This is a genomic window from Streptomyces sp. NPDC006134, from assembly GCF_040628835.1.
Lineage (GTDB): Bacteria > Actinomycetota > Actinomycetes > Streptomycetales > Streptomycetaceae > Streptomyces.
Window position 1 is genome coordinate 1 of the sequence record NZ_JBEXTV010000070.1, and the last position, 25,334, is coordinate 25,334.

The 25,334-nt window shown below is 74.3% G+C and carries 22 protein-coding genes and 2 pseudogenes; 19 read left to right on the forward strand and 5 right to left on the reverse strand.

The features are described 5' to 3' along the window. Positions 1–184: 184 nt before the first annotated feature. Positions 185–2,251: an acyl-CoA dehydrogenase gene (locus tag ABZ340_RS31845; RefSeq protein WP_358785346.1), complete on the reverse strand. Its 2,067-nt coding sequence runs from the start codon at positions 2,249–2,251 to the stop codon at positions 185–187. Positions 2,252–2,631: 380 nt separating this feature from the next. Between ABZ340_RS31845 and ABZ340_RS31850 the strand changes: the two genes are divergently transcribed. From ABZ340_RS31850 to ABZ340_RS31875, 6 genes are all read left to right on the forward strand, one after another. Next, complete coding sequence (locus ABZ340_RS31850) at positions 2,632–3,321, forward strand: ScbR family autoregulator-binding transcription factor (protein ID WP_358785347.1); 690 nt, start codon at positions 2,632–2,634, stop codon at positions 3,319–3,321. Between the two features lie 86 nt (positions 3,322–3,407). Continuing rightward, positions 3,408–4,646, forward strand: a complete 1,239-nt coding sequence (locus ABZ340_RS31855) for a cytochrome P450 (protein WP_358785348.1) — start codon at positions 3,408–3,410, stop codon at positions 4,644–4,646. A 204-nt stretch (positions 4,647–4,850) separates the two neighbouring features. Then, complete coding sequence (locus ABZ340_RS31860; protein WP_358785349.1) at positions 4,851–5,054, forward strand: acyl-CoA carboxylase subunit epsilon; 204 nt, start codon at positions 4,851–4,853, stop codon at positions 5,052–5,054. A gap of 127 nt (positions 5,055–5,181) precedes the next feature. Then, positions 5,182–6,765 (forward strand): acyl-CoA carboxylase subunit beta, encoded by a 1,584-nt coding sequence (locus ABZ340_RS31865; RefSeq protein ID WP_358785350.1) that lies wholly within the window; start codon positions 5,182–5,184, stop codon positions 6,763–6,765. 86 nt (positions 6,766–6,851) lie between these two features. Then, positions 6,852–7,493: a ScbR family autoregulator-binding transcription factor gene (locus ABZ340_RS31870; RefSeq protein ID WP_358785351.1), complete on the forward strand. Its 642-nt coding sequence runs from the start codon at positions 6,852–6,854 to the stop codon at positions 7,491–7,493. A 553-nt stretch (positions 7,494–8,046) separates the two neighbouring features. After that, positions 8,047–11,334 (forward strand): condensation domain-containing protein, encoded by a 3,288-nt coding sequence (locus ABZ340_RS31875; protein WP_358785352.1) that lies wholly within the window; start codon positions 8,047–8,049, stop codon positions 11,332–11,334. A gap of 56 nt (positions 11,335–11,390) precedes the next feature. Here the strand turns inward: ABZ340_RS31875 and fdxA are convergent, their stop codons facing one another. Then, positions 11,391–11,711, reverse strand: a complete 321-nt coding sequence (gene fdxA, locus ABZ340_RS31880) for a ferredoxin (protein ID WP_358785353.1) — start codon at positions 11,709–11,711, stop codon at positions 11,391–11,393. Then, positions 11,708–12,427: pseudogene (locus tag ABZ340_RS31885) on the reverse strand (thiamine pyrophosphate-dependent enzyme); the annotation flags it as partial. The gene fdxA and the pseudogene ABZ340_RS31885, both read right to left, overlap by 4 nt. A gap of 592 nt (positions 12,428–13,019) precedes the next feature. Here ABZ340_RS31885 and ABZ340_RS31890 point away from each other — a divergent pair. From ABZ340_RS31890 to ABZ340_RS31950, 13 genes are all read left to right on the forward strand, one after another. After that, positions 13,020–13,853 (forward strand): AfsR/SARP family transcriptional regulator, encoded by an 834-nt coding sequence (locus ABZ340_RS31890; protein WP_358785354.1) that lies wholly within the window; start codon positions 13,020–13,022, stop codon positions 13,851–13,853. A 51-nt stretch (positions 13,854–13,904) separates the two neighbouring features. Continuing rightward, positions 13,905–14,546, forward strand: coding sequence for a ScbR family autoregulator-binding transcription factor (locus tag ABZ340_RS31895; protein WP_358785355.1), 642 nt, complete (start codon positions 13,905–13,907; stop codon positions 14,544–14,546). A gap of 90 nt (positions 14,547–14,636) precedes the next feature. After that, entirely contained in the window at positions 14,637–15,407 is a 771-nt protein-coding gene (locus ABZ340_RS31900) for an acyl carrier protein (protein ID WP_358785356.1), read from the forward strand. A gap of 82 nt (positions 15,408–15,489) precedes the next feature. Then, on the forward strand, positions 15,490–16,320 hold the full coding sequence (locus tag ABZ340_RS31905; RefSeq protein ID WP_358785357.1) for a 4'-phosphopantetheinyl transferase superfamily protein: 831 nt from the start codon (positions 15,490–15,492) through the stop codon (positions 16,318–16,320). A 66-nt stretch (positions 16,321–16,386) separates the two neighbouring features. Beyond that, positions 16,387–17,049: an ATP-binding protein gene (locus ABZ340_RS31910; RefSeq protein WP_358785358.1), complete on the forward strand. Its 663-nt coding sequence runs from the start codon at positions 16,387–16,389 to the stop codon at positions 17,047–17,049. A gap of 164 nt (positions 17,050–17,213) precedes the next feature. Then, positions 17,214–17,699: a helix-turn-helix transcriptional regulator gene (locus ABZ340_RS31915; RefSeq protein ID WP_358785377.1), complete on the forward strand. Its 486-nt coding sequence runs from the start codon at positions 17,214–17,216 to the stop codon at positions 17,697–17,699. A gap of 91 nt (positions 17,700–17,790) precedes the next feature. After that, positions 17,791–18,624: an alpha/beta fold hydrolase gene (locus ABZ340_RS31920; protein ID WP_358785359.1), complete on the forward strand. Its 834-nt coding sequence runs from the start codon at positions 17,791–17,793 to the stop codon at positions 18,622–18,624. A gap of 86 nt (positions 18,625–18,710) precedes the next feature. Then, positions 18,711–19,532 carry an AfsR/SARP family transcriptional regulator gene (locus ABZ340_RS31925; protein WP_358785360.1) on the forward strand — a complete coding sequence of 274 codons (822 nt, stop codon included), beginning with the start codon at positions 18,711–18,713 and terminating at the stop codon, positions 19,530–19,532. 125 nt (positions 19,533–19,657) lie between these two features. Further along, positions 19,658–20,416 (forward strand): thioesterase domain-containing protein, encoded by a 759-nt coding sequence (locus ABZ340_RS31930; RefSeq protein ID WP_358785361.1) that lies wholly within the window; start codon positions 19,658–19,660, stop codon positions 20,414–20,416. A 59-nt stretch (positions 20,417–20,475) separates the two neighbouring features. Next, positions 20,476–21,741, forward strand: a complete 1,266-nt coding sequence (locus tag ABZ340_RS31935) for a beta-ketoacyl-[acyl-carrier-protein] synthase family protein (RefSeq protein WP_358785362.1) — start codon at positions 20,476–20,478, stop codon at positions 21,739–21,741. Then, positions 21,738–23,000 (forward strand): beta-ketoacyl synthase N-terminal-like domain-containing protein, encoded by a 1,263-nt coding sequence (locus ABZ340_RS31940; protein ID WP_358785363.1) that lies wholly within the window; start codon positions 21,738–21,740, stop codon positions 22,998–23,000. Before ABZ340_RS31935 ends, ABZ340_RS31940 begins: the two co-directional genes overlap by 4 nt. Before the next feature lie 59 nt (positions 23,001–23,059). After that, positions 23,060–23,323, forward strand: a complete 264-nt coding sequence (locus ABZ340_RS31945; protein WP_358785364.1) for an acyl carrier protein — start codon at positions 23,060–23,062, stop codon at positions 23,321–23,323. Positions 23,324–23,364: 41 nt separating this feature from the next. Next, positions 23,365–24,324 (forward strand): MBL fold metallo-hydrolase, encoded by a 960-nt coding sequence (locus ABZ340_RS31950; RefSeq protein ID WP_358785365.1) that lies wholly within the window; start codon positions 23,365–23,367, stop codon positions 24,322–24,324. A gap of 58 nt (positions 24,325–24,382) precedes the next feature. Here ABZ340_RS31950 and ABZ340_RS31955 read toward each other — a convergent pair. Both ABZ340_RS31955 and ABZ340_RS31960 read right to left on the reverse strand, forming a co-directional pair. Further along, positions 24,383–24,517 (reverse strand): annotated as a pseudogene (locus ABZ340_RS31955) (IS5/IS1182 family transposase); the annotation flags it as partial. A 291-nt stretch (positions 24,518–24,808) separates the two neighbouring features. Next, positions 24,809–25,273: an IS5 family transposase gene (locus ABZ340_RS31960; protein WP_358785366.1), complete on the reverse strand. Its 465-nt coding sequence runs from the start codon at positions 25,271–25,273 to the stop codon at positions 24,809–24,811. Positions 25,274–25,334: the final 61 nt, after the last annotated feature.

The window sequence follows — 25,334 nt, forward strand, 5'->3', positions numbered from 1 at the left end:
ACCGCATCAGCGTCCTGTTCGCCATGCTCCGCGACGGAACCTTCTACGAACCGAGAAGCCCTCGACTCGCTTGACGAAGGACATAGAGGCACCCCCCGTCGCTCCCGGCCCACCCCGCGGCCCTCGGGGAGGACAGGCGACTCGGCGCCCTGTGCAGGACGCCGAGCGCGGGACGGAAGTGCCGTCATATCCAGGACATGACAGACGTGTCCGTCGCCGAAGGCTGCTCGCAGACGTCCGGACCGGTCCGTCTCGCAGCGGCCGAACGCGCTCTCGAGCGGGTGCCGTCGCCGTGGGCGACGCCCGTGGCGAAGGCACCCGGCGCACGGTCGGAACAGGCGGCCGCCAGGGGCGCGGCACCGTGCAGCATCGGCAGGGCGTCCAGGTACTCCTCGGGCAGGTCGAACGCGTCCACGAGGGACGACAGGTGCGGCGCGAGTTCGGCCGTGACCGTGTCGGTCTCCTCGGACAGCGCGCACACGTGCTGGGCGATCATCCTGCCCTCTGCCAGCAGGTCGCCGGTGCGTCCGGCGAGCTGGTGCAGCAGGAAGAGCCGGCACAGCCGCTCCAGCAGGCCGCGTGCCGTCGGGTCGAGGGCGTGCTCGACGGCCTCCAGGAAGGCGTCCGCGGCCCGCCCCGCGGCATGCGCGCCGACCATCTCGAGGGCCGCCTCCGACGCCCCGTTCCAGCGGCCCAGCGGATCGCCCGCCGGGCCGCGCCGCAGCGCCGCGCTCGCGCGGGTCCGCCACACCTGCTCGGCATCGGCCAGCAGCCCGCGCAGGAAGCGCAGATCCGTCAGCGACCGCTCGGCCAGGGGGATATCACTGCCCTCGGAGGTCCCGGCGGGGGACCGGAACAGCATCTCGCTCGCCGCCTTCAGCCAGATGACGAGGTTGTCGCCCTCGGCGGTGATCGTCCCCTCGGTGTACTGGGGGAACTCGGCGAGGCCGTTGGCGGAGAACAGCCCCTGCGCGCCGCACCGCTCCCGGCACTCGGTCGTGATGGCGCGCGCCTGCCAGGTGATCCAGCCCTTCATGACGGCCACTTGGCGCTCCGCGTCCTCGCGCTCCGCCGGATCGTGCGCGCACCAGCGGTTGACCGCGGCGCGGTGCGCGAACGTCATGGCGTACACCGTGGCCAGAGAGTTCAGCAGCCGGCCGTGGTGGCTGCGGTGCGCCTGCAACGGCACCCGCTGGCCGGACCTGGCCCCGCTGATGTGGCGGTGCTGCGCATAGCGCACCGCAATGGCGAGCGCGGCGCGGGACGCGCCGACCGCGGCACCGCTCATGCACAGCTTGCCCGCGGTCACCCGGCCGATCGAGTGCAGGAACCGCTTGCGCCGGTTGCCCAGCGCACTGTCGAGCCGGCCCCGTTCGTCGAGCCGCCCGTGCTCCGCCTCCAGGAGCGCCTCCCGGGACAGCCGGACGTGGTCGAAGCGGGTCAGGCAGTGGTCCACGGGAGCGCCCGAACGATAGGGCAGAGGGCGGACGTGGACACCGGGCAGCATGCCCCGCTCGTCGCTCAGGGGCGTCAGGAAGAGGAAGACCCCCTCGTCGCGCCCGTCGACGACGAGCCGCGCGGCGACGAGCGCGGTCTTGGGCCCGCCGACGGGGCTGGTGTTCGGCATGAACTTCTGCGCACCCGCCGTGGGCGTGTGCAGGACGAAGTCGCCGCTGTCGTGGTCGTACTCGGCGACGGTCTCCAGGGCACTGGCGTCGTTGCCGTGCTCCAGCTCGGTGCAGAGGAACGTTCCGGTGCGACGCATCGACGTGAAGTCCGACAGGTCGCGCTCCTCGGTGCCCTCGTGGTCGAGCAGGCTGCCGAGGAACAGGTTGTAGTGGATGCTGGCGACGGTGCACAGGCCGCCGCCGCCGTCCACGATCGCGGCCCACTCGTGCAGCGAGGCCAGCAGCCGCGGGTCGCGGGCCAGGCCTTCGGGGTCGGCGACGAGGGAGTTGACCTCGCGTAGCCGCTCGTAGGCGAGAGCGGCGCGCTCGGTGGGGGTGAGGCCGTCGCGGTGGCGGTACGCCGGCGCGGCGACGAGCGTGCGCCAGGGTGTGTGCACGCGCTCGCGGTCGCTGCCGTCGAGAAGCAGGTGGCGCAGTTCCTCAGTGGTCGCGGAGGGCGTGCCGATCCGGGCCAGTGCGCTGGACGTGCGGCGCTCCACGACTTCCGGGGAGAGCGCCGTCCGGGGCGGTTGGAGGAGGCCGGTGGGAACGGCCGGGACATCGTGCAAAGTGACCAAGGACATGCGTCTTCCCCCGCAGTCGTCACGGAACCCCAGGTGGTGAGGCCGATACGCAAGATACGTACCAACCGGTTTTCTTTTCAAGGGGCCTCGACGCTGGAATCGAGCTGCGCGGCGGGGAATCAGGGGCTCATGGGGGCCGAGTGACCAGGCAGGAGCGGTAGAGCGAGCCCCGGAAACAATTGAAAAACCGTCTGACTGGTTTTATTCTCGGGTCGTACCTCGGGGAGACCGTGTGTCGCGCTCCGTAGGGATGGCACGTCCCACCTGCCGTTATGGCTGCCCGGCCGCCGGGCGACGGGTGCGGAGGGTGACGGCCCTACGATGCGTACCGATCGGTCTCTAGTTGCCGGGGAGAGTTCGGCAAGGCAGCGGAGGTGGCGGTGGCCAGGCAGGAACGAGCTGTGCGGACGCGGGACGCGATCCTCGTCGCGGCGGCCGAGGTGTTCGACGAGGTGGGCTACGAGTCCGCGGCCATCTCCCAGATCCTGCGCCGTGCCGGGGTCACCAAGGGGGCGCTGTACTTCCACTTCGCCTCCAAGAAGGAGCTCGCCCAGGCGGTGCTGGCCAACCAGGTCACGGCCGTCCCCGAGGTCCCGCCGCGCGAACTGGCGCTGCAGCAGGGCCTGGACGAGTCCCTGGTGATCGCCCACATGCTCAGCACGGGCGACGCGATGGTGCGGGGCAGTGTCCGCCTCACCGTGGACCAGGGCTCGCGCCTGGACGGACTCGACCGGCGGGTGCCGATGAGCGGCTGGATCGAGCGCAACGTCGCCTTCCTCGGCCGGGCGCAGCGGAACGGTGAGCTCCTGCCGGACGTGGACATCGGCGCCGCGGCGCAGCTGTTCGTGGGCTGTTTCACCGGCGTCCAGATGTTGTCCAAGATCATGACGAACTATGCGGACCTGACGGCGCGTGTGACGACGATGCAGGCCCATCTCATGGCGAGCATCGCAGTGCCCGCGGTGCTCGTGCGCCTCGACATCTCGCACGACCGGGCCGAGCGCGTCTACAAGGAGGCGCTCGCGGCCCGCGACGGGACGCCGGCGGTGGCGGTCGACGCGAGCGGCTGACGGCACGGGGCGGCACCGCGGGCACGAGCACGACGAGCACGGTTACCACGCACGGACACAAGTGCAACTCGACTCAGGGGTGGGGAATGACGGACGCTATCGCTTGCCCGTACGCGCTGGACACCATGGGGCGCGACCTCGCCGGTGAGGCCGCGATGCTGCGGACTCGGGGACCGGCGGTCAAGGTGGGGCTGCCGGGCGGGGTGACCGCCTGGGCCGTGGTGCAGCAGCGCTACGTCGAGCGCCTGCTGATCGACCCGCGCGTGTCCAAGAACGCACGCCGGCACTGGCCCGCCCTGCGGGAGGGCCGCATCACCGAGGAATGGCCGCTGTATCCCTGGGTGGCGAACGAGAACATGCTCTTCGCCTACGGGGAGGAGCACGCGCGGCTGCGGCGCCTGGTGGCCGGCGCGTTCACCGCACGGCGCTCGCAGGCCATGCGGCCCCGCGTCGAGGAGATCACCGACGAACTCCTCGACGATCTGGCCGCCCTGCCGGCCGACGTCCCCGTCGACCTGCGTGCCCGCTTCGCCGAGCTGCTGCCCATGCGGGTCATCTGCGAGCTGTTCGGCATACCGCAGGGAGAGGCGACCGCGGCCCTGTGCACCGCCCTGCACACCGTCTTCAGCACGACGGTGTCGGGGGAGGAGATGGAGGCGGCGCGGAGGGAGGCCTTCGGCCTGCTGGCCGCGCACGTGGCCGCCAAACGCGCCGAGCCCGGCGACGACCTGACCTCGTCGCTGATCCAGGCGCGGGACGAGGACGACCGCCTGTCCGAGGCCGAGCTGCTGGGCACCCTGTACCTGATGGTCGCGGGAGGACAGGACACCACGGCCACGCTGATCACCAACGCCGTGGGCGAGCTCCTGAGCCACCCCGAGCAGCTCGCGCACGTCCGGGAGGGCCGGGCCGGCTGGGACGACGTGGCGGCCGAGACGATGCGGATGCACACGCCCGGCGCCTACTCGCCGCTGCGCTTCGCGGTGGAGGACATCGACCTGGACGGTGTCCTGATCGAGCAGGGCGACCCGATCCTGGTCTCGTTCGCGGCGGCCGGCCTCGACCCGGAGCGGTACGGGGAGGACGCCGCGAAGTTCGACGTCACGCGCACCGACCGGGACACCTTCGGGTTCGGGCACGGCGTCCACCGCTGCATGGGCGTCCCGCTCGCCGGTGTGGAGGCGACCACCGCCTTCCGCGCCCTCTTCGAGCGCTTCCCCGGTGTGCGCCTGGCCTGCGCCCCCCACGAACTGGAGCCCATGCACACGTTCCTGATGAACGGTTACGGGGCGCTGCCCGTGCTGCTCGGCGCCCCGGCGTTCTAGGGCCTGCCCGGGCCGCCGAAGCCGCCGGCCCGCAGACCACCGCCCCTGTCCAAGGCGTCACCCGAGCTCCGCGCCCCGTCCGGGACGCGGAGTTCTTCGTATGCGCCGCGGACGCGTGCCTCGACTCCCATTGGAGCGTTCCTCGAGCGGCCCGGCGGAGCGTGGGCGGAAACCACCGGGAGCAGCCGGGGAGAGGGAGGCCGCATGAGCCGTCAGGTGCGCACCGACGCCGTGGTCCGTGTGGAGCGGGGCGGGCCCGACGAGGAGGAACTGGCCGCGGTGTGCGCGCTGTTGTCGCTCCTCGCGCGGCGCGCGGAACGGCAGGACCCCGGTCCCCGGCCCCCTGCGGCGCGCGGCTGGCGGGACCAGGAGAAGGCCCCCTACCGGGCCCCGCTGAGCTGGCGCTGACCGGGTTGACCGGGCTGACCGGGCGGTCTTTTTGTATCGCCATCCATAAACCGCACGTGCGGTTTGTTAGGCTGACACGGGTGATCAGGGTGTACGGCATCCGCGGCGACGAGAGGAAGGGGTCGCGATGACGTATCCCTCTTCGGGCGGCGTGGAGCCGACCGAGGCGCGCGCGAGAACGACGGCGCTGCGCGCCCTGCGTGAGGAGGTCGTGCGCGGCCCGAGCGACAAGGCGACCACGGCGCAGCACGCCAAGGGCAAGCTCACCGCGCGGGAGCGGATCGAGCTGCTGCTGGACCCGGGTTCCTTCCAGGAGGTCGAGCAGCTCCGCCGGCACCGCGCGACCGGCTTCGGGCTGGAGGCGAAGAAGCCGTACACGGACGGTGTGATCACCGGCTGGGGCACGGTGGAGGGGCGGACGGTCTTCGTCTACGCCCATGACTTCCGCATCTTCGGCGGGGCGCTGGGCGAGGCCCACGCCACGAAGATCCACAAGATCATGGACATGGCCATCGCGGCCGGTGCGCCGCTGGTGTCGCTGAACGACGGCGCGGGCGCCCGTATCCAGGAGGGCGTCTCGGCGCTGGCCGGGTACGGCGGCATCTTCCAGCGCAACACCAAGGCGTCCGGAGTGATCCCGCAGATCTCGGTGATGCTGGGCCCGTGCGCGGGCGGCGCCGCGTACTCCCCGGCGCTCACGGACTTCGTGTTCATGGTCCGCGACACCTCGCAGATGTTCATCACCGGCCCGGACGTGGTCAAGGCGGTGACGGGCGAGGAGATCACCCAGAACGGCCTGGGCGGCGCGGACGTGCACGCCGGGACGAGCGGTGTGTGCCACTTCGCGTACGACGACGAGAGGACCTGCCTCGCGGAGGTGCGCTACCTGCTGTCGCTGCTGCCGCAGAACAACCGCGAGGCCGCGCCGCAGGTGGCGTGCGGTGATCCGGCCGGCCGGCGCAGCGAGGCGCTGCTGGACCTGGTTCCGGCGGACGGCAACCGCCCGTACGACATGGCGAAGGTGATCGAGGAGCTCGTCGACGACGGGGAGTTCCTCGAGGTCCACGAGTGGTGGGCGCGCAACGTCATCTGCGCCCTGGCCCGTATGGACGGGCGGGTGGTCGGCATGGTGGCGAACCAGCCGCTCGTCCTGGCGGGGGTGCTGGACATCGAGGCTTCGCAGAAAGCGGCGCGATTCGTGCAGTTCTGCGACGCCTTCAACATCCCGGTCGTGACGCTCCTCGACGTGCCGGGCTTCCTGCCCGGTGTCGGCCAGGAGCACGGCGGCATCATCCGGCACGGTGCCAAGCTGCTGTACGCGTACTGCAACGCAACGATGCCGCGGATCTCGCTGATCCTGCGCAAGGCGTACGGCGGCGCGTACATCGTGATGGACTCGCAGTCCATCGGCGCCGACCTGACTTACGCCTGGCCGACCAACGAGATAGCCGTGATGGGTGCCGAGGGCGCCGCCAACGTGATCTTCCGAAGGCAGATCGCCGAGGCCGACGACCCCGAGGCCATGCGGGCGCGCCTGGTCAAGGAGTACAAATCCGAGCTGATGCACCCGTACTATGCGGCCGAGCGCGGCCTGGTGGACGATGTGATCGACCCCGCCGCCACCCGCGAGGTGCTGATCCGTTCCCTGGCGATGCTGCAGAGCAAGCACGCCGACCTGCCGTCCCGCAAGCACGGCAACCCGCCCCAGTGAGCCCCACACCCCCACCCCACACCTCCCCCCACGCACCACCACAGCGGTCGAAGCCGCCTGCCGTCGGCGGCCACAGGAGAAGTTGAATGGTCAAGCAGGAGCGTGCGGTGCGCACGCGCAAGTTGTTGGTCCAAGCCGCGGCCACGGTGTTTGCGGAAGAGGGGTACGCACCGTCGTCGCTCACGACGATCAGCAAGCGGGCCGGTGTCAGCAACGGGGCGCTGCACTTCCACTTCGAGAACAAGAAGGCGCTCGCCCGGGCGGTCGAGGACGCGGCCGCCGAAGCGGTCAGCGGGCTCGTCCGGCCCGAGGGCCGTGCCGGGACGAGCGCGCTGCAGGCACTCGTCGACGCGACGCACGGGCTGGCGGGCAGCCTCCTGGACGACATCGTCGTCCGGGCCGGTTTCGACCTCGGCCTCGAACGGGTCCTGGGCGGCGAGGCCCGTCTGCTGCGCACCTGGCACGAGTGGGTGAAGGAGACGCTGCGCCGCGCCGAGGCGGAGGGCCACCTGGCCCCCGGCGTGTCGCAGGACGACGCCGCGGCCGCGATCGTGGCGGTGACCGTGGGCTTCGAGGTGCTCGCCGGGGACGATCCGCGGTGGCTCGCCGAGCGGCGGATCGCCGGGTTCTGGGAGCTGCTGCTGCCCGGCATCGCCACGGAGCGGGACCTGGTCTCCGCCCGGCCCGCGGCGCAGCGGGACCCGCGCCGCGGAAGCGCAGGGCCATGAGCCGTCACCGGCCGGACCACGTACGGCGGTCGCGGTCCGGCCGTCCGTCGCCCGCGGGCCGGGTCCCGTGTCGGCTGCACCGGGACTCAGGTGCTCCTCGAGAACGTGCCGCCACTGTGGTGCACGGCGGCACAACCGCCCTGCGGCCCGTCCTCCCCACCCCCCGAAGGAGGACGGGCGGCGATACCTGGCCCGGGGCTTCGCGGCCGGACAGATCTTCGCCCACCCGCCCCCGGCCGGCGATCGGTCACGGGACCGAGGCCGCACCGACGAGTGCCGCGTGCTCGCCGGAACGCCGATGCCATTTCTCCCACGGGGTCGTCCCGCTCGCGGGACGACCCCGTGGACGCACGACCGCCCCGCCCACCCCCGTCGTACGGCGCAGCGCCGGGCCGTCCGGCCGAGAGCCGCTGGGGGAGCGCTCCAACGGCGCTGGAGGAAACGGCCGCATCGCGCGCGCACCGCTACGGTGCCGGTCAGGGCGAACGCGTTGCGCTCGCCGCGTGAGACTTTCGCTGCGTGAGAGGGGGAGGGGCCGCGCCCCGAGATGCCGATGACCGATGGCCGTGCCACCGCCGAACGCCGCACCGACACGTCGATGACCGTGGTCGTCGGCCCCGGTCGGTCGCCCCACCACGTCCCGCCCGTTCTGGAGGTCCGGGGCCCGCTGGCCGCCGGCCGCGTGGCGGCGGCCCTCGACCACGCCGCCGGGCGGACCCCCGGCGGCCGGCCCTGGCGCCACACACTGCAACGGCTCGGGCCCGACCACCACATGCTGCACATCGAGCCGGAGGCGGCCCCCGAGTCCCCCGGCGACCCGCACGAGAGCCCCGCCGCCTTCCCGGCCGGCCTCGTCGCGGACCTGCTCACCGCCCGCGACGGGCCGGCCGTCCCGCTCGCACCGGCCCAGCTCGACCTGGTCCGGCGGGCCGAGGACACCCCGGGCCGCCACTTCTCCCGGGCGCTGAACGCGGCCGAGCCGTTCGACCCGGCCGCGGTGGACGGTGTCCTGCGGGCCCTGGCCAGGGCCCACCCGCTGCTCGGCGCCAGGATCGACACCGCGGCGGGCGGCGGCATGCACGCGGCGCCGCTCGTGTACGCGGCCGAGTGCGCGGACCTCTCCGACGTCCCGCGGGCCCGCGAACAGGAGGCCGTCGCCGCCGCGGCCCGCCGCCTGGACCCCGCCACCGGCACCACGCTGTGCGCCCTGCTGCTGCGCAGGCGGCGCAGGCTCGTCCTGGTGGCCCACGAACTCGTCGCCGACGAGGTCTCGCTGGACATCCTCGTGGCCGACCTGCGGGCCGCGCTGGCCCGGCCCCAGGAGGAACTCGCGGCCGAGGACGTGCGGTACACGGACTGGGCCGCCGCGCTGCCCGCGGTGGCCACCGACCCCCGGGAGACCGACCGCTGGCGCGTCGTCGCCGAGGGCCGCGCCGCCACCCGCGCACTGCGGCCCCGCGCCCCGCTGCCGGATGCCGGCCCGCACCGCCACCCCGGTTTCGTCCTGGGCCGGGCGGCCACCCGGCGGCTGACCGGTGCCGTGCCCCGCCGCTTCGGCCTCACCCCGGCCCAACTGCTCACCGGCGCCATGGGACTGGCCCTGATCCGGTGGCGCGGCACCGAACGCGCCTCCTTCGACGTGTGCGTCGACGGACGCCAGGGCGGCCCGGCGCTCGCCCGGACGGTCGGACCGCTCGTCGAGACCGAGCCCGTGCTGCTGGACGGCGGGCCCGACGAGAACGCGCGTCAGTTCATCGACCGCGTCGCCGCGAGCCTCGGCGACGTGGGACGCGGCGCGTTCGGCGCGTGCCGTGAACACGCCCCCGATCCGGCGCTCCGGCTCGCGCTGCGCGAACCCGTGCCGGTGCTGGTGCGTTTCACCCCGGACGCGCACGTCCGCCCGTCCGCCCGGCCGGCCGGGACCGCCGCCTCCTACGCGCTGGACGTCGACGCGCGCATACGCGGTGGCCGGCTGCGCATCGGGCTCGACTGGCTGCCCGCCGCCCGCGACGGCGTCGGCGAGGAGTCCGCCGGCCGGCTCGTGGACGCCTTGAAGGACGTCCTGGACGAGCTGGCGGCGGGCACCGGCGCGTCGCCCGCCCCGACGAGCACCGTCGCCGCCAGCCCGCTGCAGCGCGAACTCCTGGCCGACGCCGACGCGCACCCCGGGACCGGACGGCAGATCGAGCAGCTCAGCTGGGTCTGGCACGGGCCGCTGGACATCGCCCGGTTCACGGCGGCATGGCAGTCCGTCTTCGACCGGGAGGCCGTCCTGCGGGCCTCCTTCGACCACGGCCCCGACCCCGCGATCACCCTGCACGACCGGGTCGTCCCGCAGGTGGTGCGGGTGCCGTACACGGGTGCGGACGGGCCCGGTGCCTTCGTGAGCGACCGGCGGCGCGGGCTCGATCCGCGCTCCCCGGGACCGCTGCGGATCACGCTGCTCGACGGTCCGCCCGGCGACCGTGCGCACCCGCAGACCACACGGGTGCTGCTCACGTACCATCTGGCGCTGCTCGACACCTGGAGCGTGCGCCTGCTCGTGGCGGAGTTCTGCCGCGCCTATCTGGCGGACGGCACGCTGCCGGGCGGCGACCGGCGTCCCGACGTACGCGACTACGCGCACTGGATCGAGGCCCAGGACCTCACCCCTGCCCGTGACTTCTGGCTGCGGACCGCGCCCCTGCCCCAGACCGCGGCGTCGGTGCCGGCCCACGCCACTGCCTCGCCCGTCGCCCGGGGGACGGGAACCGGGCGGGCGCGGGTGCGGCTCACCTCCTCCGAGGCCGCCCGCCTCGACGCCTGGGCCGCCCGGTGGGGTGCCACGGAGAGCGGCGCACTGCAGGCCGCCTGGGCGCTGCTGCTGTACCGGGCCGCCGGGGCGGACGGCTCGATGCCGGTGAGGTTCAGCGTCGCGGTCTCCGGGCGGGGCATCCCGCTGGAGGGCGTGGAGCGCCTGCCCGGCGCCCTGCGCAATCCGCTGCCCGTCTCGGTCGAGGTCGACCCCACCGCCACCGTGCCCGACCTGCTGGCCGCCCTGCGCGACCAGGCCGTCGACCTGTCGTCGTACGAGTGGGTCTCGGCCGGCCAGATCCACGGCTGGACCGGCACGGCGTCGAACGGTCGCCCGGGGCGCGGGCGGAGCCCCGAGAGCCTGCTCGTCTTCGAGAGCGGCCTGGACCCGCTGCAACGGCTGGAGCCGTCGTTCGCCGCCCACGGCATCCGTATGGAGTTCCCCGAGACCACCGGCGCCGCGAACGCCTTCCCGGTCACGCTCGTCTCGCACCGCGACGAGGCCGGCGGCCTGGTGCTCTCCGTGATCCACGACCGTGCCCGGCTCGCGGACGGCACCGGGCTGCTGGCCGACTGCGCCGACCTGCTGCGCGAACTGCCCTACGAGGCCGACGAGACGACACCCATCGCCGAACTCCTCGACGAGCTGTCGGTCACGGCGGCCGCCCGGCCCCCCTTCACGCCCCTGCGCGAGGGAACGGGCGGTGTCATCTGTCTGGTGCCCTCGCCGGGCGTCCCCCGGACCTGGTACACCCGGCTGTCCCGGCAGTACGTGGGGCCGGAGACGGTGATCCTGCTGAGGCCGGCACCGCAGGGGCCCCGGGCCTGGCACGGGGTGCTGCGCCTGCTGGCCGACGGGGGGCAGCGGCTGCTGCTCGTCGCCTTCTCGGGCGGGGGCGCCGCCGCCTACGAGACGGCCCGCCTCCTCGCGGCGGACGGGTGCCGCCCCGCGACGGTCGTGCTGACGGCCGACACCGGCACCGACCAGGCGGTGGGCGCCCTGGCGCGCCGGCTGGCGGAGGCGGCCCGGCGGCCCGGCGAGAGCTGACGGACACGCCTGTGCGGCGGTACGGGCACCGGGCCCGTACCGCCGCACAGGCGGGGTCAGGCGGAGACGGGGGAGCTGCCGCCGACCACGGGGTGGTCGCTGCCCAGCGGCCCCGACGCGGTCGCGCCGCCCGGAGAGCCGGCCTCCTCGAAGACCTCGGCCGCGGCGGGCCCGAACACGGCCCGTTCCTGCGGCAGGTCGTCCTCGTGGAAGACCGCCTCGACGGGACAGACCGGCTCGCAGGCGCCGCAGCCGACGCATTCGTCCGGGTGGATGTACAGCATCCGCGGGCCCTCGTAGATGCAGTCCACGGGGCACTCCTCGATGCAGGCCCTGTCCTTGATGTCGACGCAGGGCTGCGCGATCACGTACGTCATGAGGTGGCTCCTCGGAGGTCGGACGGGGCGGGGACGGTCCGGGTGCCGTTGCCGGCGGGGAGGGCGGCGAGGCCGCCCTTGCCGTTCCGCTCGGTCGCGGCGTCGAGCTGGCCGGCCGTCCGCGTGTGGTAGACGGGCCGCTCGACGGAGCGGAAGACGCCGATCGGGGTGTGGTGCAGGGTGTCCGGGTCGGCGAGCCGGGGCAGCGCGAAGGCCGTGGTGGGCGAGGTGACGCGGGCGTCGTGGACCAGGATGTCCGCCTCGTTCTCCGCGGTGACCGCGACCACCTTCAGGTCGCCGGTGGCCGGGTCCCGTACGACACCCTGCGAACCCCCGGCGCCGGAGCGGATCGGCTGCCCGTGCTCCAGCCGGATCACCGCTTCCTCGGCCCGCTGCTTGTCCTTGAGGGCGTCGAACGTGCCGTCGCTGAAGATGTTGCAGCCCTGGTGGATCTCCACCAGGGCCGTGCCCGGGTGGGCGGCGGCCTGCCGCAGCACCTCGGTCAGGTGCTTGCGGTCGGAGTCCACGGTGCGCGCCACGAAGGAGGCCTCGGCCCCGATCGCCGGCGACACCGGGTTGAACGGCGCGTCCGGCGATCCCGTCGGCGTCGACTTGGTGATCTTCCCGACCTCGGACGTCGGCGAGTACTGGCCCTTGGCCAGGCCGTAGATCCGGTTGTCGAAGAGCAGGATCTCGAGGTTGACGGTGCGCCGCAGACGGGCCTGCGCGACGGACTCCCCGGCCGCCCGCAGCCGGCGTACGGCGGCGGTGACCGGCCCGTGCGTCGAGCCCCGGTCCAGGTCGAGGGTCTTCGTCCCGTACGGGTCGTCGACCTGGAGGCCGGGTACCTCGCTGCCGTCGTCCAGGGTGTGGTTGGGGCCCTGGGCGAACTGCACCCGCAGGTCCGGCAGCTCGTCGAGCTCCGGGACGGAGTCCGGATGCTCGCACCCCGGTCATCCCAGCGAGCCGGACTTGTGAGGAACTCGAGTGCGGATCGTTTCGCGCCTGATCGGCTGTGCCGTGCCGACGACAGAATGAACAGACCGCACGGAATGTTTTCAGCGCGGCTTTGGGTTCAGCGACGTACCGACTCCCCTGTGTGCGTTGGGTATATGCCTCTTTTGAGAAGAATAAGGTTCGGTGATTTCGTGCATGCGGGACCTCGGGTAAAGAAAAGGGCTTACGAAACAGCACGGTTGGTTTGGTATTGACAAACCGTCCGGCCTGTTTTTAACTCGACTCACCGAGACTTGGCTCGGGGTGCGGCCCCGGACGACGGATGACTCAGGCACGAAGAGGGGAAACGGCGTGGACATCGAAGTACTGGGTACGTTGGCCGTCAGGGAGAACGATGTCTCGGTGACGCCCCGGGCGCCGAAGCCGCGACAGGTGCTGGCCCTGCTGGCGCTGCACGCCGATCAGGTCGTGCCCATCGCCTCGCTCATCGAGGAGCTCTGGGGCGACCGCCCGCCGCGCAGCGCGCGGACCACCCTGCAGACCTACATACTGCAGCTCCGGGAGATGATCACCAAGGCCCTCGAGAAGGATCCGGAGGGCGACCCGCCGCGTACGCCCAAGGACGTGCTCGCCACCGCTCCGGGCGGCTATGCGCTCCACACCTTCGGCGGCACCAGCGACGTCCGCGAGTTCGAACGGCTCTCCGGGCTCGGCTACCGGGCCATGGACGCGGGCGACTTCCCGCGCGCGGCCGGCGAGCTGGGCGAGGCCCTCGCGCTGTGGACCGGCTCCGCACTCGCCGACGTGCAGGCGGGGCCGCAGCTCGAGATGCAGATCAGGCGCCTGGAGGAGACCCGGCTGTGCGCGCTCGACCAGCGCATCGAGGCCGATCTCCGGCTCGGCCGGCACCGGGAACTGCTCGGCGAACTGACCGTCCTGGTCAGCCGCTACCGCACGCACGAGAACCTGCACGCCCAGTTCATGCTGGCGCTGCACCGCTCGGGGCGCCGCAGCGAGGCGCTCGACGTGTACCAGCGTCTGCGGACGACTCTCGTACGGGAACTGGGACTCGAGCCCTCCGCCGGCCTGCGCCGGCTCCAGCGGTCGATCCTGATGGCCCACCCGGACCCCGGCACCGCGCAGACGGCCGCCGCCGACGGCGAGCGGCTGACCCGTGTGGGCTGACGGCCGCACCCGGGATTCCCGGGGCCTGAGGACCGGGGGAGGTGAACGGCGATGCAGGCCAGGTCGGAACGGACACGGCGCAATCTGATCCAGGCGAGCGCGCGCCTGTTCAACGAGCACGGATACGCCAGCGCCACACTCGGGCGGATCGCGGCGGTCACGGGCGTGACGAAAGGAGCGCTGTACTTCCACTTCGCGTCCAAGGACGTGCTCGCCGACGCGGTCCAGCAGGAAGGCAGCGCGCGGCTCGTCGGCTTCCTGCGGCGGAAGGAGGAGTCCGGCGCCCCTCCGCTGCAGGCACTCATCGACATGACGCACTGGCTGTCCCGCGCGCTGCGCGAGGATCCGGTGATCGGCGCCGGACTGCGGATCGCTCACGAGTGCGCCGACCGGGAACCCCCGGTCACCGACTTCCACCGGGTCTGGAACCGCGAGGTGCTGCGGCTGCTCCGGCGGGCCGGTGAGGCGGGCGAACTGCGGGCCGCCGGCCGGGGCGAGGGGGCGGCGACGCTGCTGTGGGCGATGGTGTGCGGGCTCGCCGCCGTGGCCAAGGCGCTGCCGTCCGAGGAACTCGCCCCGCGGCTCGCCGCGTCGTGGGACCTGCTCCTCACCGTGCTCGTGGAGCCGGAGGAGGCGGTCCGGTACCGCACCCACGCGCCCGACCCGCTCGACGACCGGGCCCCGGTCGCGTGACCCGCGCGGCCCCCGCGCGGGGGCCGCATCCGTACGGCGCGTCCGACGAGAGCACCACCCTCACCACACTCAGGACATTGGAGCCCCGCCATGCCCCGTGAACGACAGACCGCCCTCACGGCGGCCCCCGCCGCCCTCGACGACGACGTGCTCGCCCGGATCGTGCGCATGCTCGCCGACGTGCTGCGTCTCCAGCCGGAGAAGATCGACCCCGGGCAGACGTTCCGCACGTGCGGGGTCGACTCGCTGCTCTCCGTGGAGTACGTGGCCACCGTCAACGCGTACTACGGCACCGCGATCAGGCCCGCCGCGCTCATCGACCACCCCACACCGCTGGACTTCGCCCGGTACGTGGCGCGCGAGACGGCGGCACCGGCCTGCGCGACGTCCGCGCCGGCCCCCGCGGCCACGGCGCCGGCGCCGCCCGCGGCCGCGATGCCCGCCACCGCGTCCGCGACGCCCGCCCCCGAGCCCGCGCCCCCCGCCTCCGTGCCCGCACCGCCCGTGCTCGACGTCCTGCGCGAGGAGCTCGCCCGCATCCTGTGCTGCGACCCGTGGGACATCGACACCGCCGCACCCTTCTCCGCCCTCGGCGTGGACACCGGACTGGCCGCGGAGTTCGTCTCCGTCGTCAACCTCGTGTACGGGCTGCACGAGCGCTCCACCGTGCTGTACGACCACCCGGACCTCACGGCGCTGGCCTCCCACATCGCCGCGCAGCTCCCCGTGGGACCCGATCCGGCCGCCGTGGCCCGCACCCTGGCGGCCGAGCCGATGCCGCTGGAGGAGCTGCTCGACGCGGTGCGCGACGGCCGGGTCACCGTCGACCAGGCCCTCACCCTGCTGCCCCGCCGGGACTGAGACGGCGGACGGACATGGACCAGCACGACGTACCCGTCCGATGCGAGGGCGGCGTCCCCGGCCGCGGGAGAGAGCCGGCCCCATGACGTCTCCCGCACCGGTGGACCGGCCCGAGCGGGTGACGCACACCGCGGCGCCCGTCAAGCTGTGGTTCTGCCCCAACGACGCGCTCGCCCCGGGCATCGCCGCCGTACTCGCGGAGCACTGGCTGGACGAGCACGAACAGGAGACCGCCGGGCGCTTCCTGTTCGACCGCGACCGGCGCCAGTACCTGGTCGCGCACGCGCTCGTCCGCCGGGTCCTGGCCCTGGAGAGCGGCATCCCCGAGGCGGAGGCCGTGCTCTGGCGCTCCGCACGGGGCAGGCCGTTCCTGCACAAGCCCGTGGAAGGGCTGCCGCGCGGCGGCCGGGAGCTGGACTTCAACCTGTCGCACGCGGGCGGGTACAACCTGCTCGGCGTGGTGCGCCGCCATCGCATCGGCGTCGACGTGGAACGGCTCGACCGCGGCGACCGGGGCTTCGACGCCATCGTGGAGAGCTTCGCCCCCGAGGAGAGCGCCTGGGTGGCCGAGGCCGCTGCGGGCCGGGCCCGCGACCGCAGGGTCCTGCGGCTGTGGACGCTGAAGGAGGCGTACGCCAAGGCGCGCGGCCTCGGCCTCGGGCTCTCCTTCGACTCCTTCGCGTTCACGCTCGCGCAGGACCGGGGCGTGCTCGCCTTCCGGCCGCCCGACGACGAACCCCCGAGGCGGTGGCGCTTCGCGGAGCTGGAGCCCGAACCCGGCGTGCTCGTCGCCCTCGCCGTCATGACGGGCCCCGACGAGGAGCCCGTACTGGACCTGCACCACGGCTTCCCCTGGAACCGGCAGGCACCGCGCCGGCTGCCCCTGCCGCAGCCGGCGGGAGCCCCGGCCTAGGATCCGGTCCTGCCCGGAGGGACGAGGGAGCCGTCCGGACGGCCGGGACGACAGGGGGAGCGGCGGGTGGACCTGGTACGGCGGGAGCAGCAGATCGCCCTGCTGGAGCGGCTGCTGGACGACGTCGTGCGCGGCGAGGCGCGCGGCGTGCGCGTCACGGGCGGTTCGGGCACCGGCAAGAGCGCTCTCCTCGACGCCCTCGCGCGGCGGGCCGGCGACAGGGGCGCCCTGGTGCTGACCGCCCGCGCCTGCCCGGCGGAGGCCCGGCTGCCGCTCGGCGTGGCCGGGCAGCTCCTCAGCGCCGTTCCGGGCGGCGGGGCCGAGGCCGCACCCGACGACCCGGCCGCGCTGCACGCGCCCCTGCGCGACCTCGCGGCCGGGCGCCCCGTCGTGGTCCTGGTGGACGACGCGCAGCACACCGACGAGGCGTCCGCACGCTGTCTGCTGTATCTGTGCGGCCGCCTCGCGTCGGCCGGTATCCTGCTGGCCCTGGCCGACGCGAGGTGGCCGCCGCACACGCCGCCGCTCGCCGAACTGCTCGGCCACCCGCGGCTGGTGCCCGTCGTCCCGGCACGGCGGACGCGGCGGACGACCGCGTGGCGGAGCGGACCGAACGCGTCCTGGAGGCGCTCGTCCACGCCCACGCGCCCGCGCCCGGTGCCGCCGCCGTCCTGTGCACGGTGCTGCACGCGGGGGAGACACCGCGGACCGGCCGGTGGAGCGAACTGACACGGCACACCGGGGAGCCGGGTACCACTCCGGTCCGCCGGGCCGCGCCGGCGGCCGTCGCCGCCGTCGTCCGGGCCCGCACGGGCGCGTACGACGACGCGGCGCGGCACGCCCGCCGGGCGCTGACGCTGGTGACGCCGCGCGCGTGGGGCGTGGCCGTCGGGATGCCGCTGGCTGCCGCCGTCACCGCGGCGACCGCGCGCGGCCGACCCGACGAGGCGGCCCGGTACCTGGCACAGCCGGTGCCCGAGGCGTTGTTCACGAGCCGGGCCGGACCCCACTACCTGGTGGCCCGGGGCCGTCATCTGCTGGCTACGGGCAGGCCGCGCGCCGCGCTGGGCGACTTCCACGCCTGCCGTGACCTCCTCGACGCCTGGGGGCTCGCGCCCGCGGGCGGACTCGACTGGCAGCCGTGGGCGGCCGCGGCCCTGCGGGCGGGCGGCGCGGACGACGGCGACCCGATCGCACGGCTCAGCACGGCGGAGCGGCGCGTCGCGGTGCTCGCCGCGCGCGGCTGCACCAACCGGGCCATCGCGGCCCGGCTGTACGTCACGCCCAGCACCGTCGAACAGCATCTGACGCGCGTCTACCGCAAGTTGCGCGTGACGTCCCGCGCGGGCCTCGCGGACCTGGTCGCAGCCGCCGAATAGGGGGGCGGGCAGGGGCGGTCAGGGGAGGGCCCGCCGCCCGGCGGGCCTGCAAGGTGGACGCGGACGCGCTCGCGATCGGCTAGGAGAATCCATGAGCGGCACCCGTGGCCCATCCCCCTGGTTCCGGAACTACCGGCCCGCTCCCCAGGCCCCCGTGCGCCTGGTGTGCCTGCCCCACGCGGGCGGAGCGGCCAGCTTCTACCTTCCGGTGGCCAAGGCCCTCGCACCGCGCGTCGAGGTCCTGGCCGTGCAGTACCCGGGGCGGCAGGACCGGCGCCACGAGCCGGCCGCGACGGACGTCGAGCAGCTCGCCGACGCCGTGGCGGAGGAGATCCTCGCGACGCTCGACGGGCCGTACGCGCTGTTCGGGCACAGCATGGGCGCCATGGTCGGCTTCGAGGCCGCCCGCCGCCTCCAGGCGGCGGGCCGCGGTCCCGCGGAGCTGTTCGTCTCCGGCCGCCGGGCACCCGCTCTCGACCGCCACGGCGACCTGCAGCCGCGTACCGACGACGAGGTCATCGAGGACATACGGTCGTTGCAGGGCACCGGCGACGCGCTCCTCGACGACCCCGAGATGCGGGAGATGATCCTGCCCGCCCTGCGCGCCGACTACGCGGCGGTGCGCCGCTACCGCCACCGTCCGGGCCCCGCCCTGGACTGCCCGGTCACCGCCTTCACCGGCGACGCCGACCCCAAGGCGCCCGTCGGCCAGGTCGGCGCCTGGCGGCAGCACACGCTCGGCGGCTTCGAGCTGAACGTACTGCCCGGCGGCCACTTCTTCCTCGTCGACCGCGCCGAGGAGGTCTTCGCCACCGTCGAGCACCGCCTGACGAGGACCCCCACAGCGGCCCGCCGACCCGCCGGGCGTGCCTCCGCGCGGACAGCCGACCGGCTTGGAACGGCACTCGAGCAGCGGTGGAGATAACAGGGGCGGTCGGGAGAACGCGGCTACCGTGCGACGCGCCGGTGGTTTCGAACCACCGCGGACTCGACCGGGTATGGGAGGAAGCCGTGCAGATCCAGGTTCTGGGCCCGTTGAGCGCCGACGTCAACGGGGTGTCCATCGTTCCGACCGCCGGCAAGCCGAGGCAGGTCCTCGCGCTGTTGTCGTTCTATCCGGGCCGGGTCGTGCCCGTGCCCACGCTGATGGAGGAGATCTGGGGCAGCAACATGCCCCAGAGCGCCATGACCACGCTGCAGACGTACATCCTGCAGCTCCGCCGGCGCCTCGGTACCGCGATGGGTCCCGACACGCCCGGCAGCGCCAAGGATGTCCTCGCCACCCGGCACGGCGGCTATCTGCTGCAGGTGCCCCCCGAGTGCGTCGACGTGCACCGGTACGAGCAGCTCGTCGCCGCGGGGCAGGCGTCGTTCGAGGAGGGCGACGACGAGCGGGCCGCCGCGCGGTTCCGCGACGCGCTCGCGGTGTGGGAGGGCACCGCCCTGGTGGACGTGAGCACGGGGCCGATCCTGGAGATCGAGGTGCTGCGCCTGGAGGAGAGCCGCCTCGTCACCGTCGAGCGCCGGATCGACGCCGACCTGCGGCTCGGCCGGCACACCGAGCTCATCGCGGAACTCACCGACCTGATCGCCCGCCACCCCCAGCACGAGGGGCTGCACTCGCAGGCGATGGTGGCCCTGTACCGCTCGGGGCGCCAGGCCACCGCCCTCGACGTCTACCGCAGGCTGCGCCTGAGGCTCGTCGAGGAGCTCGGCGTCGAGCCCTCGCCCCAGCTTCAGCGCCTGCACCAGGCGATGCTCACCGTCGACCCGGCCCTCGACGTGGTCTGCGGACCGCGCCGCGGCTCCACCTTCAACCTGTACGCCGCCTGAGCCCGAGAGCCCTTCGAGGCGCCCCCCGGCAGCCGTCGCGGACGGCGGGCCCCGCCGGCCGGGCCCGTGCCGTGGCGGTCCGCCCGCACCGGCCGAGTTCCGCACGACCCCGAGGAGGACGCCGCATGTCCGGCGAACGGCCCCTGCCGATCCACTGCTTCGCGCACGCCGGGGCGGGCGTCTCCGCCTTCGCCGGCTGGAGCCGCGACCTCGGCCCCGGCGCGCGGACCGTGCCGCACCTGCTGCCCGGCCGCGACGGCCGGCGCCGCGAACCGCGCGTCACCGGGCGCGACGCCCTGCTCGCCGACATGCTGGGCCGCTTCACCGGGGACGGCGACGCCGGGTCCGCCCCGTACCTGCTCTACGGGCACAGCCTCGGCGCCCTGATCGCCTACACGCTCACCCGGGCCCTGCGCGAAGCGGGTCTGCCCGCCCCCGCACTGCTCGTCGTGGGCGCCTGCCCGCCGCCCGACGCGGCCTTGGGCCTGTCGGGCGCCTGCCGGGCCCCGGACGAGGAACTGCTGCGCCTGCTCGGCGGCCTCGGGAGCCTCCCGGCGGGTTCGGAGCCCGGCGGACTGTGGCACCGGGCCGTGCTGCCGGTGCTCCGTGACGACCTCCGGCTCGCCGACGCCCTGCGCGCCGACGCCCGCCGGCCGTCGCCCGCGGGGCCGCTCGACGTGCCGGTGCTGGCCGTCGCGGGCCGGAGCGACTCCCTGGCCCCGGCCGGGACGGTGGCCGGGTGGCGGCACTGGACCACCGGCCCCTTCGCGCTGCGCACGGTGCCGGGCGACCACTTCTTCCTACGGGGCCGCGAGCTGCCGCGCCTGGTCGGGCGCGCCAGCCGGGTCGTGCGGCGCCTCGCGCCCGTCGCGGCCGGCCGTTGAGCGCCGGGCACCCCCGGCACGGAAACCGCACAGGAGCCGACTGACATGAGGGGCAACCGATGAGACGAGTCGTCATCACCGGGATCGGGGTGGTCGCGCCGGGCGGCGTGGGCACCGTGAGGTTCTGGTCACTGCTGACCGAGGGGCGCACCGCCACCCGCCGCATCACGCTCTTCGACGCCTCCTCGTTCCGCTCGCGGATCGCCGCCGAGGCCGACTTCGACCCGGCCGAGCACGGCTTCGCCCCCGAGGAGGCGCGCCGCCTGGACCGCAGCGCGCAGTTCGCCCTGGTCGCGGCCCGCGAGGCCGTCGCCGACAGCGGGCTCGCCCTCGCCGCCGAGGGGGAGCGCACCGGGGTGACCCTGGGCACCGCGGTCGGCTGCAGCACCGGCCTGGACGAGGTGTACGCGCACGTCAGCGAGGCGGGCAGCCACTGGCTGACCGACCACACCCGGGCCGAGGCCCGGCTCGGGGACTATCTCGCACCGAGCTCGGTGGCGGCCGAAGTGGCGCGCGACGCGGGCGCGCTGGGGCCGGTCTCCGTCGTCTCCACCGGCTGCACCTCCGGGCTCGACGCGCTCGGCCACGCCGTGGAGCTGATCCGCGAGGGCAGCGCCGACATCATGGTGGCGGGCGCGACGGAGGCACCCATCACCCCCATCACCCTGGCCTCGTTCGACGCGATCCGCGCCACCTCGGCACGCAACGACGAGCCGGAGACCGCCTCGCGGCCCTTCGACCGGACCCGCAACGGGTTCGTCCTCGGCGAGGGCAGCGCGGTGCTGGTCCTGGAGGAGCACGACCGCGCGGTACGGCGCGGCGCCCGCGTCTACGCGGAGATCGCCGGATTCGCCACCCGCTCCAACGCGTACCACATGACCGGACTGCGCTTGGACGGCGGCGAGATGGCCGAGGCCATCCGGATCGCCCTCGACGAGGCTCGCCTGAACGCCACCGACGTCGACTACGTCAACGCCCACGGTTCGGGGACGAAACAGAACGACAAGCACGAGACGGCCGCGTTCAAGAGGAGCCTGGGTCGGCACGCCCACCGGGTGCCGGTCAGCTCCATCAAGTCGATGATCGGCCACTCGCTCGGCGCGATCGGCGCACTGGAGATCGCCGCCAGCGCGCTGGCCATCGCCCACGACACGGTGCCGCCCACCGCCAACCTGCACGAACCCGACCCGGACTGCGACCTCGACTACACCCCGCTGACCGCACGCGAGCAGCGCACCGACACCGTGCTCAGCGTCGGCAGCGGCTTCGGCGGGTTCCAGAGCGCGATGGTGCTCACCACCCGGCACCCGGGGGTGGCCGCATGACCGCCGTGACCACCGCGCACGGCGCCCCGGCCGGGCGGCACGCGTTCGGCGTGACCGCGGCCGTCACCGGGCTCGGCGTCGTCGCCCCCGGCGGCATCGGCACCCGGGCCTGGTGGGACGCGACACTGCGCGGACAGCTCGCCGTCGCTCCCGTCACCCGCTTCGACGCCTCCGGCTACCCGGCGACGCTCGCCGGCGAGGTCGCGGGTTTCGTCGACGAGGACCACGTACCGGCGAAGCTGCTGCCGCAGACGGACCGGGTGACGCGGCTCTCGCTGGCCGCGGCCGCCGAGGCGCTGCGCGACGCGCGCCTGGACCCCCGCGACCTGCCCGACTACGCCATGGGCGTCGTCACGGCCAACGCGATGGGCGGCTTCGAGTTCGGCCAGCGCGAGCTGCAGGCGCTGTGGAGCAAGGGCCGCCGGCACGTCGGCGCCTACCAGTCCTTCGCCTGGTTCTACGCCGCCAACTCCGGCCAGATCTCCATCCGGCACGGCCTGCGCGGGCCGAGCGGCGTCGTCGTCAGCGAGCAGGCGGGCGGACTGGACGCCGTGGCGCAGGCCCGCCGCCGGCTGCGCACGGGCGTGTGCGCCGTGCTCACCGGCGGGTTCGACTCCGCCCTGTGCCCGTGGGGCTGGACCGCGCAGCTCGCCGCGGGAGGCATGAGCACCCGCGGCGACGCCGAGCGCGCCTATCTGCCGTTCGACGCCGACGCGTCGGGCCACGTGCCCGGAGAGGGCGGCGCCCTGCTCGTCCTGGAGGACGCCGATGTGGCCCGCGCCCGTGGCGCCGCCGTGCTCGGCACCGTCGAGGGCTGCGCCGCCACGTTCGACCCGGCGCCGGGCACCGGCGCCCCACGCCTCCTCGCCGCGGCCCGGCTCGCCCTCGCCGACGCCCGGATCGACCCCGCCGACGTGGACGTGGTGTTCGCCGACGCGGCGGGCGAGCGGGACGCCGACCGGGCCGAGGCCGCGGCGCTCGCCGAGCTGTTCGGCCCGTACGGGGTGCCGGTCACCGCGCCCAAGTCGCTGACCGGGCGCCTGGGCTCGGGCGGCTCCGCGCTCGATCTGGCGGCCGCCCTGTGCGCCCTGTGTGACCAGGTCGTCCCGCCCACGGCCGGCGCCGTGCGGGTCGCCGACGACTGCCCCGTGGACCTGGTGACCGGCGCGCCGCGCCCGGCCCGGCTGCGCCACGCCCTGGTCCTGGCCCGGGGCCGCGGCGGTTTCAACGCGGCGACGGTCGTGCGCGGCGCGCGCTGACGCACCCCGAAGACCCCGAAGACCCGCAAGACCCCGGCGACCGAGAGATGAGGGACATCATGGAACGGATCGAGCTGACCGAACTCGCCGCCCTGCTGCGCGAGGCCGCGGGCGAGGACGAGGGGGCCGCGCTGGACGAGAACACCCTGGACACCCCGTTCCTGGACCTGGGCTACGACTCACTGGCGCTGCTGCAGGCCACCGGCGTCGTCGAGCGCGACCACGACGTGATGCTCGACGAGGAGGCGCTGGCCGAGGCGCAGACGCCGCGCCAGTACCTCGACCTCGTCAACAGGGCGCTGGCCGCGCGCGCCGCGGCCTGAACGGCGCCGTCCGAGTGTCCCGGTCCAGTCAGGAGCCGACCATGACGAACACGGCGTCCCCCCGGCGGCCGGCGGCGCGTGGTGCCGCGCCGGACCACGACCCCACCGCGGGGCGGTTCACCGAGGTCGCCGACGGCGTCCACGCCTATGTGCAGCCCGACGGCGGCTGGTGCCTGAACAACGCCGGGCTCCTCGTGGCGGACGGCGAGTGCCTCCTGATCGACACCGTGGCCACCGAGGCGCGGGCCCGCAGGCTCCGGGACCACGTCCTGCGCCTGGCGGAGCGCCCGCCGCGGTTCGTCGTCAACACGCACTTCCACGGCGACCACACCTTCGGCAACTTCCTGTTCCCCGAGGCCGCCGTCATCGGCCACGAGCGGGCCCGCGAGGAGGCCGCCGCGGCCGGGACGCATCTGACGGGCCTGTGGCCCGACGTGTGCTGGGGCGATCTGGAGATCGTCGTGCCCACCGTCACCTACCGGGGCCGGATGACCCTCCACGTGGGTGCGCGGCAGGCCCGGCTGCTGCACCCGGGGCCCGCCCACACCACCGGCGACACCGTCGTCTGGCTGCCCGGGGAACGGGTCCTGTTCGCCGGCGACCTGGTGATGTCGGGCGTCACGCCGTTCTGCCCGATGGGGTCCGTGTCCGGGTCGCTCGAGGCCCTCGCGCGGCTGCGCGCCCTGGACCCCGTCACCGTCGTGCCCGGGCACGGCCCGGTCGGCGGCCCGGAGCTGCTCGACGCCGACGAGGGCTATCTGCGCCGGCTCCAGCGCCTCGCCGCCGACGGCATCGCGGCCGGCCTCACCCCGCTGCAGACCGCGCGGGAGGCCGGACCGGGCCCGTACGCGCACCTGCTCGACGCCGAGCGCCTCGTGCCCAATCTGCACCGCGCCTACGCCGAGGCGCTCGGCGCGGCGCCCGGCGACCCGCTGGACGTCCCCGCCCTGTTCCGCGAGATGGCCGACCACCACGGCGGCCTGCCGGTCTGCCGGGCCTAGGGGGCTTCTGACGGCTCTTGGACGGTGTCGCGGAGCCAGATGACGATCGCGGTGACGGTCAGGGTGCCGTGACGGTCAGGGCGCCGTTGGAGATGCAGCCGCGCTTGTCATACCGGGTGGCCACCGCGCGGAACTGCTTCCACTTGTTCACGCATCGCTCGACCGCGTTGCGGCGACGGTACCGGGCCTTGTCGAAGGCCCGGGGGCCGACCGCCGGCTCGTCCCCGGCGCTTGCGGTGGAGCCGCTGGTCACCGGGCCGGGTGATGGTGGCCTTGATGCCGCGCCGCCGCAGGTAGGCGCGGTTGTCGCGGCTGGAGCACGCCTTGCCGCCGCGTACCCGGTCCGGGCGGCCTGGCCCAGGAGGCCGGATGCGTAAGCCGTCCCGCACAGGGGCGGACATCGGGCTGTCACCCCGCTGACCGGGCGAGGTCAGCCAGGTCAGCGTGCGGGCCCGGCCGTCGGGCAGCAGATGGACCTTGCTGGTCAGCCCGTCCCGTGAGCGTCCCAGGGCCTCCCGGCCATCGGTTTCCTCACGCGTCCCGCCCCCCTTTTTTCCGGGTGGCCGGCCGGGGGCTCACGGGGCGCCCCGGCCGCGTGCTGATGCGCACGGCAGGAGGGGGAACCGATGTTCACGGCCCACTCCCGCCGGTCCGCCTGGCGGGCGAGCGCCCTGTCCGGGGCGCCGGCATCCGCTTCGATCCGCAGCTCCTGAAGGACGGTCTTCCAGGTGCCGTCGGCCGACCAGCGGCGGTGCCGCTCGCAGACGGTCCGCCAGGGACCGTACCGTTCCGGCAGGACAGGCCAGGGCACACCGGTCCGGGCCCGGAACAACACCCCGTTGACCACCCTGCGATGATCCGCCCACGGCCCACCCGGCCTGCCGTTGCCGGGCAGGAACGGCTCGACCTCCCGCCACTGCGCATCCGTGAACTCATGCCGCCGCACCATACGGGCGTCCTGCCCGGGCAACCACGAGATCCCCCCAGCCCACCAAGAGCCGTCAGAAACG